Here is a 12,947-nt window from a genome sequence, read left to right on the forward strand (position 1 = left end):
AAATATGTGAAATCCGCGACCATCGTCGGCGACGTCATGGGGAAATACCACCCGCACGGCGACAGCGCCATTTACGACACCCTCGTCCGCATGGCGCAACCCTTCTCGCTGCGCTACCCGCTGGTTGATGGCCAGGGCAACTTCGGCTCGCTCGATGGCGACCCGCCCGCCGCCTACCGCTACACCGAAGCGCGCATGGCGAAAATCGCGCACAGCCTGCTGACAGACATTGAAAAAGAAACCGTTGATTTCGCGCCGAACTACGACGGCAGCCAGCAGGAGCCGACCGTATTGCCGACGCGCCTGCCCAACCTGCTCGTCAATGGCAGCTCCGGCATCGCCGTCGGCATGGCGACCAACGTGCCGCCGCACAACCTCGGCGAAACGCTCGATGCCTGCCTGCACCTGCTTGACCACCCCGACGCCGACACCGCCGCGCTGATGCGTTACCTGCCCGGCCCCGACTTCCCCACCGGCGCGCTGATAAACGGCGCGAAAGGCATTCGCGAAGCCTACGAAACCGGGCGTGGCCGCATCTACATCCGCGCCAAAACCCATATCGAAACCGACGACAACAGCGGCAAACAAACCATCGTCGTTGACGAACTGCCGTATCAAGTGAACAAGGCCAACCTGCTCGGCAAAATCGCCGAACTGGTCAAAGAGAAAAAAATCGACGGCATCACCGCGCTGCGCGACGAATCCGACAAAGACGGCATCCGCATGATTATCGAACTGCGCCGGGGCGAAGTCGCCGAAGTCATCCTGAACAACCTCTTCCAGCTCACCCAACTGCAAGTCGTCTTCGGCATCAACATGATGGCGCTGGTCGGCGGCCAGCCGCGCCTGCTGTCGCTCAAAGAAGCGCTGCAAGTCTTCATCGCGCACCGCCGCGAAGTCGTCACCCGCCGCAGCATCTACGAGCTGCGCAAAGCGCGCGAACGGGCGCACATCCTCGAAGGCCTCGCCATCGCCCTTGCCAACATCGACGAAATTATCGAACTCATCCGCCGCTCCGCAGGCCCATCGGAGGCGAAAGAAGCGCTGCTGGCCAAAGCATGGCTTGCCGGACAAGTCGCCGCCATGCTCGCCCGCGCCGGCGCGGAAAACTCGCGCCCGGACGGCCTTGGCAAACAATACGGCATGCACGGCGACCACTACAATCTCACCCCCGAACAGGCACAAGCCATCCTCGACCTGCGCCTGCACCGCCTGACCGGCCTCGAACAAGACAAAATCATCAGCGAATACCAAGAAATCATCCACGAAATCGAAGCGTTGCTCGAAATCCTGCAAGTACCGGAACGCCTGCTTGCCGTCATCAAAGAAGAACTGCTCGACATCAAAAACCAGTTCAACGACGTGCGCCGCACCCAAATCCTCGACACCCACCTGAACCTCTCGCTCGAAGACCTGATTGCCGAAGAAGACCGCGTCATCACCCTCTCGCACGAAGGCTACATCAAGGCGCAGCCGCTCGCCGACTACGAAGCGCAGCGCCGTGGCGGCAAAGGCAAATCGGCAACGGCGGTCAAAGACGAAGACTTCGTCGAACAACTCATCGTCGCCAACACCCACGACACCATGCTCTGCTTCACCAACCGGGGCAAAGTCTATTGGCTCAAAGTCTATGAACTGCCGCAGGCGGGGCGCAACGCCAAAGGCAAACCGATGGTGAACCTCCTGCCATTCGAGCCGGGCGAACGCCTGAACGCCGTCCTCACCACGCGCGACTACCCCGACGACCAATACCTCATCTTCGCCACCAAAAGCGGCACCGTCAAAAAGACCCCGCTCTCCGAATATTCGCGCCCGCGCAGCATCGGCATCATCGCCATCAACCTGCGCGAAGACGACGAACTGGTGGACGTCGCCCGCACCGACGGCAGCCGCGACATCATGCTCTTCTCCGACGCGGGCAAAGCGGTGCGCTTCAACGAAGAAAGCGTGCGCAGCATGGGACGCGACGCGACCGGCGTGCGCGGCATGAACCTTGACGACGGCCAGCGCGTCATCGCCCTCTGCGTCGTCGAAGAACAAGGCGACATTCTCACCATCACCGAAAACGGCTACGGCAAACGCACCCCGGTCGCCGACTACCCGCAAAAAGGACGCGGCACCAAAGGCGTCATCTCCATCGCCTGCAGCGAACGCAACGGCCAGGCAGTCTGCGCCGTGCAAGTCCAAGAAGACGAACAAATCATGCTCGTCACCGACAACGGCACCCTGGTACGCACCCGCGTCGCCGAAATCTCGACCAGCGGCCGCAACACCCAAGGCGTGCGCCTCATCCGCACCACTGACCACGAAAAACTGATAGCCGTCGCCAAAATCGTCGCCGAGAACGAAGACGGCGACGGCGATGACAACGCGGCAGAAGAAAACGGCGGCGACGAGACATAAACAACCGCCGATATGCTCCCTCCCCCCGTGGGGGAGGGCTGGGGTGGGGTTAAATATTGTTGCCGCCGATGTTGTTTTTGGACGGTGGGTCAAGACCCACCCTACACCAGGGAACATTGGGGCGGAGACCCACCCGCACCAAACCGCCTTGAACAAAAAGCGTTGGACGGCCATTCATGGCCAACGACAAAAAAGCCACGCATAAGTACACAACTTACTTATTTCAAATACCCTTAATTTAGAGACAATACCATGGATCAACAATCCACAAATCAGCGAGCAATGCTCACACTGGATCAGTTTCGCCCTTACGTTTTACGAGTTATGTCGGATGGCAAGAAACGCAAATATAGCGAACTTGTTGAAGAAGTTTGCCAATTGGCACAATTAAGCGAGTCTGCACTGGCAGAAAGACTGGCATCCGGTCAGCAACGGGCAGAAAACCGTATTGGCTGGGCGTGTTCAAGTTTTTGCCATGCGGGCGTTTTAATCCGCCCCGAACGGGGAACTTGCCAAATAACAGAGCTTGGTAAACAGCAAGCCGAAAAATGGAAAAACGCGGAAAGCCTGTCTGAAAAAGACCTTAACGGTTTGCCACAATGGGATGCTTACCAACAATCCCTGCAAGAACGCAAACAAAATAACGCACAGGCGGAAACAGACGAAGCGGAAAACAACGACAAAGAACCGCCGGACAGCATCGCCATGCGTGCCGTACAAGAAATTGAAGACCATACCGCCATAGAATTACTGTCCCGCCTGCGCGAAGAATCCCCGGCATTCTTTGAGCGCGCCGTTATTCAAGTATTACTGGCAATGGGTTACGGCGGCAAAGAAAACCTTGCCGCACACGTTGGCAAAACAGGCGATGGCGGCATTGACGGCGTGATTAAACAAGACCCGCTTGGCATCCAAAATATCTATATCCAGGCGAAGCGTTATGCCGAAAAAAACAGCATTGGCGAAAAAGAAATCCGGGAATTTGTTGGTGCCTTGCAAGGGCAAGGCGTAGAGCGCGGCGTATTCATCACCGCCTCGCGCTTTACCCAAAGCGCCAAAAGTTTCGCACAAAAATTACTGGGCAAAGTCATCCTGATAGACGGACAAGAACTTGCCACCCTGATGATTCGCTACAAAGTAGGCATCCAGGTACGGCAAACCCTGGAAATCATCTCCATCGACGAAGACTTCTTTGACGACGCGGAATTGAACTGATACAAACACGAGGCGCGCCCGGAGCCCCTCCCTTACATACATCTTCCCCGCTATCCTGTATGTAAAACAACCCGACTCAACACAAGGAGCCATACATGAAAAAAACCCTGTTATTAACCCTGGCGCTCGCTGCCGCGCTTGCCCACGGCGAGACCTTTGACGCGCCACACGTTGGTGCGGACGACAAGCAGGTTGTTCTCGGCGGCGCGGGTGTCGCACTGACGCCGGAAGTGGCGCGGCTGCACGAACAGGCGGGGCAGTTGCTGCTCGCCGGCAAGGCGAACGAGGCGTTGCCGCTGCTCAATCAGGCGATTGCGCAGTACGAAAAATATTTTGCCGCCGACCCGCGCCAGCGTTACGCCGCCTCCGGCAACGTCGAGACGATGCTTTACCTGGTGATGGCGGCGAACGAGGGCAAGGCGGCGTACATCATTGACCCGCGCTGGGCGGAGCTGTATTTCCTGCGCGCCTATGCGCACAACGAACTGGGCGACTTGGCGGCGGGCAAGGCCGACCTGGACGCACTGCTGGCGTTGCGCCCGGATAACGCGCAGGCGCTGAACGAGCGCGGCTATTACTACCAGCGCGAGAAAAACTGGCAGGCTGCGGCGGCGGATTTTGAGAAGGCGGCGGAGTCCAGCCAGCTGATTGAAGAACCGGCGGTGCGGCAGAAAATGTCGGCGGCGGCGCAACGCGGGCTGGCATTCACCCTGACCGAGCGTGGCCGCTGGCAGGAAGCCGAGGCGATTTACCAGAAATTGCTGAAGGAAGACCCGCAGGACGAGCGCTCGCGCCACGAGCTGGAATACATCCGCCAACAGCGGGCGAAACATCCACAGATTTGAGCACCATCAATAAAAACGAATCCCAACTTTCTGGCATCCACCCGCAAAGCGGGCTACCATGCGCGCTCCATTCACCCACAAGAGGAAATCCACCATGACGACACTCTACACCGCACACGCTCACGTCACCGGCGGCCGCGATGGCGCTGCCAAAAGCGACGACGGCAAGCTCGACGTCAAGCTCGCCCCGCCGAAAGAATTGGGCGGTAATGGCAACGGCACCAATCCGGAACAGCTTTTCGCCGCCGGTTACGCCGCCTGCTTCATGGGCGCGATGCGTCTCGTCGCCGGCAACGAAAAACTGGCGCTGCCGCAAGGCTTTGCCATTGATGCCGACGTTAGCCTCGGCAAAGACGCGCAGGACAACTTCCGCCTCGGCGTCGTCTTCAACATCGCCCTGCCCGGTCTGGACAAGGCCGCTGCCGAAGCGCTCGTCGCCAAGGCACACGAAGTCTGCCCGTATTCCCGCGCCACCCGCGGCAACATCGACGTCGCGCTTAACGTCAACGTATAAGCCATCCGGCAACAGCAAAGGCGGGGGACAACCCCGCCTTTTTCATACCTGCGCAGCAGCTGCCGCCCATAGCCGCCACATCACGGTAAAATCCGCAACGAATCCCCAACCCAACTTGGAGCTACCCATGCAAACCCTGCGCCATCTCCTCATGCCCGCGCTTGTCGCCTGCTGCCTCGCCAGCGTCGCAGCCACACCCATTCCGCTCAAATTTGCCCAGGGCAGTTACTGCGGCACCTGGAGGGGCAATATCACAGGTACAGGAAAAACCTTCAGCGTTGTGCTGGAAGCCCGGCAGAAATTCACCATTGAACTGCTTGATGGCCCCGACCTGAAAAGCGTCAGGGGACCCGGCAGCAAACTGACGCCCGTCAGCATCAGCGAAACGGGCAATCAATACGAATTTCTCAACAAAAAGAAGGGGAAATACTTTATTACGGTCGGCATCGAAGCAGGGCCGCACTTTTCTACTGATGCCGAAACGGTGGAAGTCTGCGCGTATTGAGCGACTGCAACAGCAAAGGCGGGGACAACCCCGCCTTTTTCATGCCTGCGCAAAACACGCGCGCAACACCTTCAGCACCGCTGCCACCTTCGCTGCCTGTACCCGGTGCGGTGTCACCGCATGAATCGCCGCCGTGGCAAATGACCACTCCGGCAACACCTGTCGCAACCGCCCGCTGCGCAGCGCGCCCGCTGCCTCGCCGTCAAGCATCAGCGCCAGTCCCAGCCCCGCCTCGCACAAATTGCGCACCGCCGCGAGCTGGTTGCAATAAAGACTGTCCTCAATATCAAGCAAAAAGCGCTCCTCGCCCCGCCGCATTTCGCGCCGCAGCGGCAAATGGTGCAACCAGCGCTGCTTGCCCAAATCGGCAGGCGAGACAATAGGCGGTGCGCGCTCCAGCCAGGCGGGCGCGGCGCAAATAATCCAGCGCCAGTCGGCGAGATGGCGTGCGACCAAATCGGGCGCGTCCAGCGCGTGTTCACCGCCGCGCAGGGCGATGTCAATCGCGCCGCTGCGCAAATCGGCGAGCGCTTCGCCAAAATGCAGTTGCAGCTGCAGCGCCGGATGTTCCTCGCCAATCCGTTGCAGCGCGCACTGAAACGCGGGCGCCGTCGCCATACTGGTCGGCGCGGCGAGGCGTACCTCGCCCGCGATGTCCGTTTTCAGATTGTCCAGCGCGAGGCGGGTATCGCGCAGCGTCGCGCTCAGACGGCGACAATACTGCGCCAGCGTCGCCCCCGCCTCGGTCGGACTGACGCGGCGGGTACTGCGGTGCAGCAGCTTGACTCCGTGCAGATGCTCCAGCCGCGCGATGTGCTGACTCACCGCCGACGGCGTCATTGCGAGCGCCTGCGCCGCGGCATTCATGCTGCCGTGCTCAAGCACGGCGGCAAAAACAAGCAACGGCTTCAAATCATCCATCATCCCGTTTTCCTTGTAATTGTGGCTATCCCCCAGACGCTGTTTACCATTGGTCATAACACATGATTTTGTTCGTAGCGCGTAGGGTCTGTGGCGGCGAGCCGACACGCACGCGGGCATTTTGGCAGCGGCAAACGCGTGCGGCCTGCGGCGAGCTGTTCGTAGGGTGGGGCTTGCCCCACCGCCGCACAATCGTCGCCATGCTCCGGACGGTGCGCCGAGGCGCACCCTATGGCAGGCTGTTTGCAATTGAAAAATCTCCCTTTCCTGCAGGGTGGAGCCCGCAGCGGGGGAGATTTGGAGGAGGGCGCCGTTCTGCGGGCGCCCGCAGTCCGGCGTTCGCAGCAAGCGTAGTCTTTATCGCCGTTTCGGGTTCGCCTTGTGGATGGCGCGGCCTTCCACGGCGAGCGCGGCTTCGTGGATGGCTTCGGCCAGTGTCGGGTGGGCGTGCATACTGCGCGCGATGTCTTCGCTCGCCGCGTAGTATTCCATCGCAATCACCAGTTCGTGGATGAGTTCGGAGGCGCTGGGGCCGATGATATGCGCGCCGAGGATTTCGTCGCTGTCGGCATCGACTAGGATTTTGACGAAGCCTTCCGCCGCGCCGAGCGCTTTGGCGCGACCGTTGGCGGCGAAGGGGAAGTCGCCTTTTTGGTAGTTGACGCCCGCCGCTTTCAGTTGTTCTTCGTTCTGGCCGAGCCAGGCGATTTCGGGGTGGGTGTAGATGACGGCGGGGATGAGGTCGTAGCGGACGTGGCCGGCCTGGCCGTCGATGATTTCGGCGACCATCACCCCTTCTTCGCTCGCTTTGTGCGCCAGCATTGCGCCGCGCACGCAGTCGCCGATGGCATAGACGCCCGGCTCGGCAGTGGCGCAGTGGTCGTCCACTTCGATGTAGCCGCGCGCGTCCAGTTTGACGGCGCAGGCGGGGTCAATGACGCCAGCGGTATTCGGTTTGCGGCCGACGGCGACGAGGAGTTTATCCACGGTGAGGGTTTGCGCGCCGTTTTTGTCTTGGTACTGTACTTCGACTGCGCCGTTTTTCACCGTCGCGCCGCTGACTTTGGCGCCGAGGTGGATGTCCAGTCCTTGTTTTTTGAAGGCTTTAGCGGCTTCGCGCGCCAGTTGGCGGTCTGCCATCGGCAGTAGGTCATCTACCGCTTCGAGGATGACAACTTCGCTGCCGGCGGCATGCCAGACGCTGCCGAGTTCAAGGCCGATGACGCCCGCGCCGATGATGCCGAGGCGTTTTGGTGCGGCGCTGAAGGAGAGGGCTTCGCTGGAGCTGACGATGTGCTCGCCGTCCATTTTGGCGACGGGGATGTCCACCGGAATTGAGCCGAAGGCGAGGATGACGGCGCGGTTTGCCTGGTATTTTTCGACGCTGCCGTCGGCGGCGGTGACTTCGACGGTTTTGCCCGGCAGGAGGCGGCCGCGCCCGGCGAGCCAGTCGATGCCGTTGGCTTTGAAGAGTTGTTCGATGCCGCCGGTGAGTTGTTTGACGATGTCGTTTTTGCGGGCAATCATCGTGGCGATGTCGAGTTTGACGTCGCCGGTGCTGATGCCGTGCGCGGCGAAGTCGTGCCGCGCTTTTTCGTAGAGAGCGGTGCTTTCGAGCAGCGCTTTGGAGGGGATGCAGCCGACGTTGAGGCAGGTGCCGCCGAGGGTGGACGCGGCTTCGACGCAGGCGGTTTTGTAGCCGAGTTGGGCGGCGCGGATGGCGGCGACGTAGCCGCCGGGGCCACCGCCGATGATGATGATGTCGTAGTTCATGGGGAGTTCCGTGATTGGGTCGGGCATTTATGTCCGACGTTTTTTGTTGTCGGCCATAAATGGCCGACCTACATCTATGGCTATAGAACAGCGAGGTATGCGGGCTAACCCCACCCCAACCCTCCCCCACAGGGGGAGGGAGCCGTTCGGTTGTGATTTGTACTTCAGCGGTCGATTCGCGAGCGGTTTTTCGTGATACACACACTTGAGCGCTCAGGTGTATGTAAATGGTTTGGACGATAGGGCTGCTTTGTTAGCAGCAAGGTATGCGGGCAGCCCCCACCCCAGCCCTCCCCCACAGGGGGAGGGGGCGTTTTGGGGTTGTTACAGGTTGAGGATGAGCCGTGCCGGGTCTTCGATGAGTTGTTTGATTTCAACGAGGAAGCCGACAGCTTCGCGGCCGTCGATGATGCGGTGGTCGTAGGAGAGCGCGATGTACATCATCGGCGCGATGACGACTTGGCCGTTTTCGGCGATGGGGCGCTCAACGATGTTGTGCATTCCCAAGATGCCGCTTTGCGGCGGGTTGATAATCGGCGTGGACATCATTGAGCCGAAGGTGCCGCCGTTGGTGATGGTGAAGGTGCCGCCCGTCATGTCTTCGATGGCGAGGCTGCCGTCTTTGGCTTTGGCGGCGTAGTCGAGGATGCCGTCTTCGATGTCGGCAAAGCCCATCAGTTCGGCGTTGCGCAGGATAGGGACGACGAGGCCGCGTGGCGAGGAGACGGCGATGCCGATGTCGCAGTAGTTGTGGTAGATGATGTCGTCGCCGTCAATGGAAGCGTTCACCGCCGGGTATTTTTTCAGCGCTTCAACGGCGGCTTTGACGAAGAAGGACATGAAGCCGAGTTTGACGCCGTTTTTGGCGACGAAGGCGTCCTGGTATTTTTTGCGCAATGCCATCACCGCGCGCATATTCACTTCGTTGAAGGTGGTGAGCATGGCGGCGTTGTGCTGCGCTTCCAGCAGGCGTTCGGCGATGCGTTTGCGCAGGCGGGTCATCGGCACGCGCTCTTCGTGGCGGCGGCTGCCGCCAGCGAGGTGCTGTTTGACGTCGTTTTTGGTCACTCTACCGCCGCGTCCGCTGCCAGCGATGTCGCCTGCGGCAACGCCTGCTTCGGCGGCAAGTTTGCGTGCGGCCGGGCTGAGCGCCTTGTCGTCGGTAGCGGCGGGGGCGGCTGCGGCCGGGGCGGCGGTTTTTTCCGCAGCGGGAGCGGCGGCGACCGGGGCGTCTGCAACCGCGCCTTCTTCGATGTAGGCGATGATGTCGCCGCCGGTAACGGTCGCGCCGTCTTGCGCGGTGATTTCTTTCAGCACACCGCTGACCGGGGCGGGCATTTCGAGCACGACTTTGTCGGTTTCGAGATCGACGAGGTTTTCGCCTTCGCGCACGCTGTCGCCGGGTTTTTTGTTCCAGTTGACGAGGGTCGCGTCGGCGACGGATTCGGGCAGGGCGGGGACGGTTACTGCTGTTGTCATGTGGGTTTCCTCATTGTTTGTCCGTGATGCCGAGTGCGTCGCGCACCAGCGCGGCCTGTTCGGCGTTGTGCATTTTCAGGTAGCCAGCGGCGGTCGATGCCGAGGCGGCGCGGCCGGCGTAATGCGGGCGTTTGCCGCCGGGCAGCGCCGGGGCGAGTGATTCGTAGATTTGCCGCCACGCGCCCTGGTTGCGCGGTTCTTCCTGACACCAGATGATGTCGGCGTTTTTGTAGGGCGCGAGCGCGGCGGCGACGGCTTTTTCCGGGAAGGGGTAGAGCTGCTCAACGCGGATAATGGCGACGTCGCGCAGGTTTTCGTCGCGGCGTTTTTGCAGCAGGTCGTAGTACACCTTGCCGCTGCAAAGGACGACGCGGCGGATTTTCTCGGCGGGCAGCAGTTCGTCCACCTCGCCAATCACCGTCTGGAAGGCGCCGCTCGCCAGTTCCTGCAAGTCGCTGACGGCGAGTTTGTGCCGCAGCAGCGATTTGGGCGAGATGTTGATGAGCGGCTTGCGGAAGTTGCCCAGCACCTGGCTGCGCAGCAGGTGGAAAATCTGCGCCGGGGTGGTCGGCACGCAGACGCGCACATTATTTTCCGCGCACAGTTGCAGATAGCGCTCAACGCGCGCCGAGGAGTGCTCCGGCCCCTGCCCTTCGTAGCCGTGCGGCAGCAGCATGGTGAGGCCGCTGTAGCGACCCCATTTGGTTTCGCCGGAGGTGACGAACTGGTCAATCAGCACCTGCGCGCCATTGGCGAAGTCGCCAAACTGCGCCTCCCAGATGGTCAGCCCCTGCGGTTCGGAGGTGGAATAGCCGTACTCGAAGCCGAGTACCGCCGCTTCGGAGAGGATGGAGTCGATGATGCGCGCCGATGGCTGGCCGTCGTAGAGATGGGCGAGCGCGGTGTAGCTGTCGCCGGTGTTTTGGTCGTGAATGACCGCGTGGCGGTGCGAGAAGGTGCCGCGCCCGCAGTCCTCGCCGGAAATGCGCACCGGATGGCCTTGCTCAATCAGCGAGGCATAGGCGAGATTCTCCGCCGTACCCCAATCCAGTGGCTGCTTGCCTGCCGCCATTTCCACCCGCGTGGCGAGCATTTTGGCGACGATGGGGTGTGGCGCGAAACCGGCGGGCGGGGTGAAGATTTTCGCGCCGAGGCGGGTCAAATCGGGCGCCGGATAAGCGGTTTCGACCGGGGCGTCCATGTCCGGCTTGCTGAATACCTTCCACTCGTTCTCCAGCCGGGCATCCGGGCGTGGCGGCTGCGGTCGCGCGACCGAATCGCCCGCTTCCAGACGCTGACGGTAATCCTCCTGCAATTGCTCATAATCGCCCGCGGCAATCACACCCTCGGCGACGAGGCGCTCGGCATAGACCTGTGCCGGAACGGGATGCTGGCGGATTTTCTTGTACATCATCGGCTGCGTTGCCGCCGGTTCATCCGCCTCGTTATGGCCGAGGCGGCGGTAGCAGACAATATCAATGAAAATATCTTTCTGGAACTCGCGCAAATAATCGGCAGCGAGTTCGGCGGCAAATACCAACGCTTCCGGGTCATCGCCATTAACGTGCAATACCGGCGACTGAATCAATTTCGCCGCATCCGAACAATACATTGCCGAGCGGGTATCCAGCGGATTGGAAGTAGTAAAGCCGATTTGATTATTGACAATAACGTGCAGCGAACCACCGACACGATAACCGCGTACCTGCGACAATTGCAGCGTTTCCATAATAATGCCCTGACCGGCAAAAGCGGCATCGCCATGAATCATAATCGGCACGGCATAATTGCTGATGGAAAAAACACTCTCCGCATGGCGCGCCTCTTGCACCCGCTCCAGCCGCGCGCGCATCGAGCCTTGCACCACCGGATTGACAAACTCCAGATGCGACGGATTATAAGCGAGCGACAAACCGACTACGCCGCCTTCCGTACCGACGCTGGACGAAAAGCCCATGTGATACTTCACATCGCCGCTGCGGCCTTCCATCGGCGAATACTTCCCTTCAAACTCATTGAACAAATCCTCAGGGCGCTTACCAAGAATATTGATTAACACATTCAGACGGCCACGGTGCGCCATCGCAATGCCGACTTCCTTGGAACCATTCTTGCCGAGACGCTGAATGACATTATCCAAAAGCGGAATCAAACCATCGCCACCTTCCAAAGAAAAACGCTTCTGCCCGACGAATCGTTTGTGCAAATACTTTTCCAGACCATCGGCAGCTACGAGCAATTGCAACAATTCCTTCTTGCGCGCCGCCGACATTCCATAACCATTTGCTGCCTGCTCTAATCTCTTTTGCAACCAGCGGCGCTCATCCGTATTATGAATATGAGAAAACTCCGCGCCAATATGATGCTTATACGCCTTGTCCAAATACGCAATAATATCGCGCAATTTCATATCGCCGGTGAAAAGCGTTCCCGTATTAAAAAAACTATCCAAATCGGCATCGCTAAGACCATGCCAGCGATAATCCACATCAGGAACTTCACGCCGTGCGCGCAAATGAATCGGACACAAATCGGCGACCTGATGCCCGCGCGCGCGATAGCCGGAAATCAGCGCCAGCACCGCGACCTGTTTGCGGATTGCCTCGCTGTCCGCACCGCCATCGGCGAGCGGCGGCAGTTGCGCCAGCGCCTCGAAGCGCTCCTGCACCGGCAGGCGCGGTCGCTCGTCCGCCCCGCCCGCGCGTACCTCGTCAAAATAACTGCGCCATTGCGGGGAGACGCTGTCCGGTGCATCCAGATACTGCTCATAAAGCGCCTCAACATAGGCGGCATTGCCCCCGCTCAACTGAGAAGAAGCCTTTAGATTCTGATAGTTAGCCATACATTAACCCCAAATAAAAAATAACAGGCAGGCGTTATAATACGCAGCGCAGAGTATAAAGACAACGCCAAACTCACGGCAAAAACGCCAAAATCACCAAAAAAACACAAGGAAAAACACAATGACCTGGATCATCCGCCCCGCCCGCGCCACCGACCTGCCTGCCATCGTCGCCATTTATAACAGCACCATCGAAAGCCGTGCGTCCACCGCCGACCTCGCTCCGGTGAGCGTGGCATCGCGGCAGGCGTGGTTTGCCGCGCACCACGGCAACCGCCCGCTCTACGTCGTCGAAGACACGGACGGCACCATCGCCGCCTGGAGCAGTTTCAGCGACTACTACCCGCGCGCGGCTTACCGCATCAGCGCGGAAATCAGCATTTACGTCGCGCCAGAGCGACGCGGCAATGGCCTCGGCAGAAAGCTCTTGCAGGAAATGCTGCAACGCGC

10 protein-coding genes are annotated in these 12,947 nt (G+C 60.1%); 6 read left to right on the top strand and 4 right to left on the bottom strand.

Annotated features, from left to right (window positions below):
- From gyrA to Q0349_RS09960, 5 genes are all read left to right on the top strand, one after another.
- On the top strand, positions 1-2,403 hold a 2,403-nt coding region (gene gyrA / locus Q0349_RS09940), incomplete at its 5' end, for a DNA gyrase subunit A (protein WP_298080744.1).
- 282 nt (positions 2,404-2,685) lie between these two features.
- The gene (locus tag Q0349_RS09945; protein WP_298080745.1) at positions 2,686-3,618 is read left to right on the top strand and encodes a restriction endonuclease; all 933 of its coding nucleotides are present in this window, start codon (positions 2,686-2,688) and stop codon (positions 3,616-3,618) included.
- A gap of 95 nt (positions 3,619-3,713) precedes the next feature.
- Positions 3,714-4,463 carry a tetratricopeptide repeat protein gene (locus Q0349_RS09950; protein WP_298080746.1) on the top strand — a complete coding sequence of 250 codons (750 nt, stop codon included), beginning with the start codon at positions 3,714-3,716 and terminating at the stop codon, positions 4,461-4,463.
- 94 nt (positions 4,464-4,557) lie between these two features.
- Positions 4,558-4,977 carry an organic hydroperoxide resistance protein gene (locus Q0349_RS09955; RefSeq protein WP_298080748.1) on the top strand — a complete coding sequence of 140 codons (420 nt, stop codon included), beginning with the start codon at positions 4,558-4,560 and terminating at the stop codon, positions 4,975-4,977.
- Positions 4,978-5,104: 127 nt separating this feature from the next.
- Positions 5,105-5,482, top strand: a complete 378-nt coding sequence (locus Q0349_RS09960; RefSeq protein WP_298080749.1) for a hypothetical protein — start codon at positions 5,105-5,107, stop codon at positions 5,480-5,482.
- A gap of 39 nt (positions 5,483-5,521) precedes the next feature.
- Here Q0349_RS09960 and Q0349_RS09965 read toward each other — a convergent pair whose 3' ends face one another.
- From Q0349_RS09965 to Q0349_RS09980, 4 genes are all read right to left on the bottom strand, one after another.
- A complete protein-coding gene (locus tag Q0349_RS09965; protein ID WP_366916309.1) occupies positions 5,522-6,403 on the bottom strand; it encodes a LysR family transcriptional regulator in 882 nt (293 codons plus the stop codon).
- Between the two features lie 357 nt (positions 6,404-6,760).
- Entirely contained in the window at positions 6,761-8,176 is a 1,416-nt protein-coding gene (lpdA, locus tag Q0349_RS09970; RefSeq protein WP_298080752.1) for a dihydrolipoyl dehydrogenase, read from the bottom strand.
- A 324-nt stretch (positions 8,177-8,500) separates the two neighbouring features.
- Positions 8,501-9,655 carry a 2-oxoglutarate dehydrogenase complex dihydrolipoyllysine-residue succinyltransferase gene (odhB, locus tag Q0349_RS09975; protein WP_298080753.1) on the bottom strand — a complete coding sequence of 385 codons (1,155 nt, stop codon included), beginning with the start codon at positions 9,653-9,655 and terminating at the stop codon, positions 8,501-8,503.
- Between the two features lie 10 nt (positions 9,656-9,665).
- Positions 9,666-12,497 carry a 2-oxoglutarate dehydrogenase E1 component gene (locus Q0349_RS09980; RefSeq protein WP_298080754.1) on the bottom strand — a complete coding sequence of 944 codons (2,832 nt, stop codon included), beginning with the start codon at positions 12,495-12,497 and terminating at the stop codon, positions 9,666-9,668.
- 121 nt (positions 12,498-12,618) lie between these two features.
- Here Q0349_RS09980 and Q0349_RS09985 point away from each other — a divergent pair.
- Positions 12,619-12,947: GNAT family N-acetyltransferase (locus Q0349_RS09985; RefSeq protein WP_298080755.1), on the top strand; the 329-nt coding region annotated here is incomplete at its 3' end.

Origin of the sequence: uncultured Cardiobacterium sp. (assembly GCF_938028185.1) — a bacterium.
In the GTDB taxonomy this organism is placed as follows: Bacteria; Pseudomonadota; Gammaproteobacteria; order Cardiobacteriales; family Cardiobacteriaceae; genus Cardiobacterium.

Coding starts and splice junctions, on each gene's coding strand:
- lpdA (WP_298080752.1), bottom strand. CDS start 8,176: ATGAACTACGACATCATCATCATCGGCGGTGGCCCCGGCGGCTACGTC.
- Q0349_RS09965 (WP_366916309.1), bottom strand. CDS start 6,403: ATGGATGATTTGAAGCCGTTGCTTGTTTTTGCCGCCGTGCTTGAGCAC.
- Q0349_RS09980 (WP_298080754.1), bottom strand. CDS start 12,497: ATGGCTAACTATCAGAATCTAAAGGCTTCTTCTCAGTTGAGCGGGGGC.
- Q0349_RS09945 (WP_298080745.1), top strand. CDS start 2,686: ATGCTCACACTGGATCAGTTTCGCCCTTACGTTTTACGAGTTATGTCG.
- Q0349_RS09960 (WP_298080749.1), top strand. CDS start 5,105: ATGCAAACCCTGCGCCATCTCCTCATGCCCGCGCTTGTCGCCTGCTGC.
- odhB (WP_298080753.1), bottom strand. CDS start 9,655: ATGACAACAGCAGTAACCGTCCCCGCCCTGCCCGAATCCGTCGCCGAC.
- Q0349_RS09955 (WP_298080748.1), top strand. CDS start 4,558: ATGACGACACTCTACACCGCACACGCTCACGTCACCGGCGGCCGCGAT.
- Q0349_RS09950 (WP_298080746.1), top strand. CDS start 3,714: ATGAAAAAAACCCTGTTATTAACCCTGGCGCTCGCTGCCGCGCTTGCC.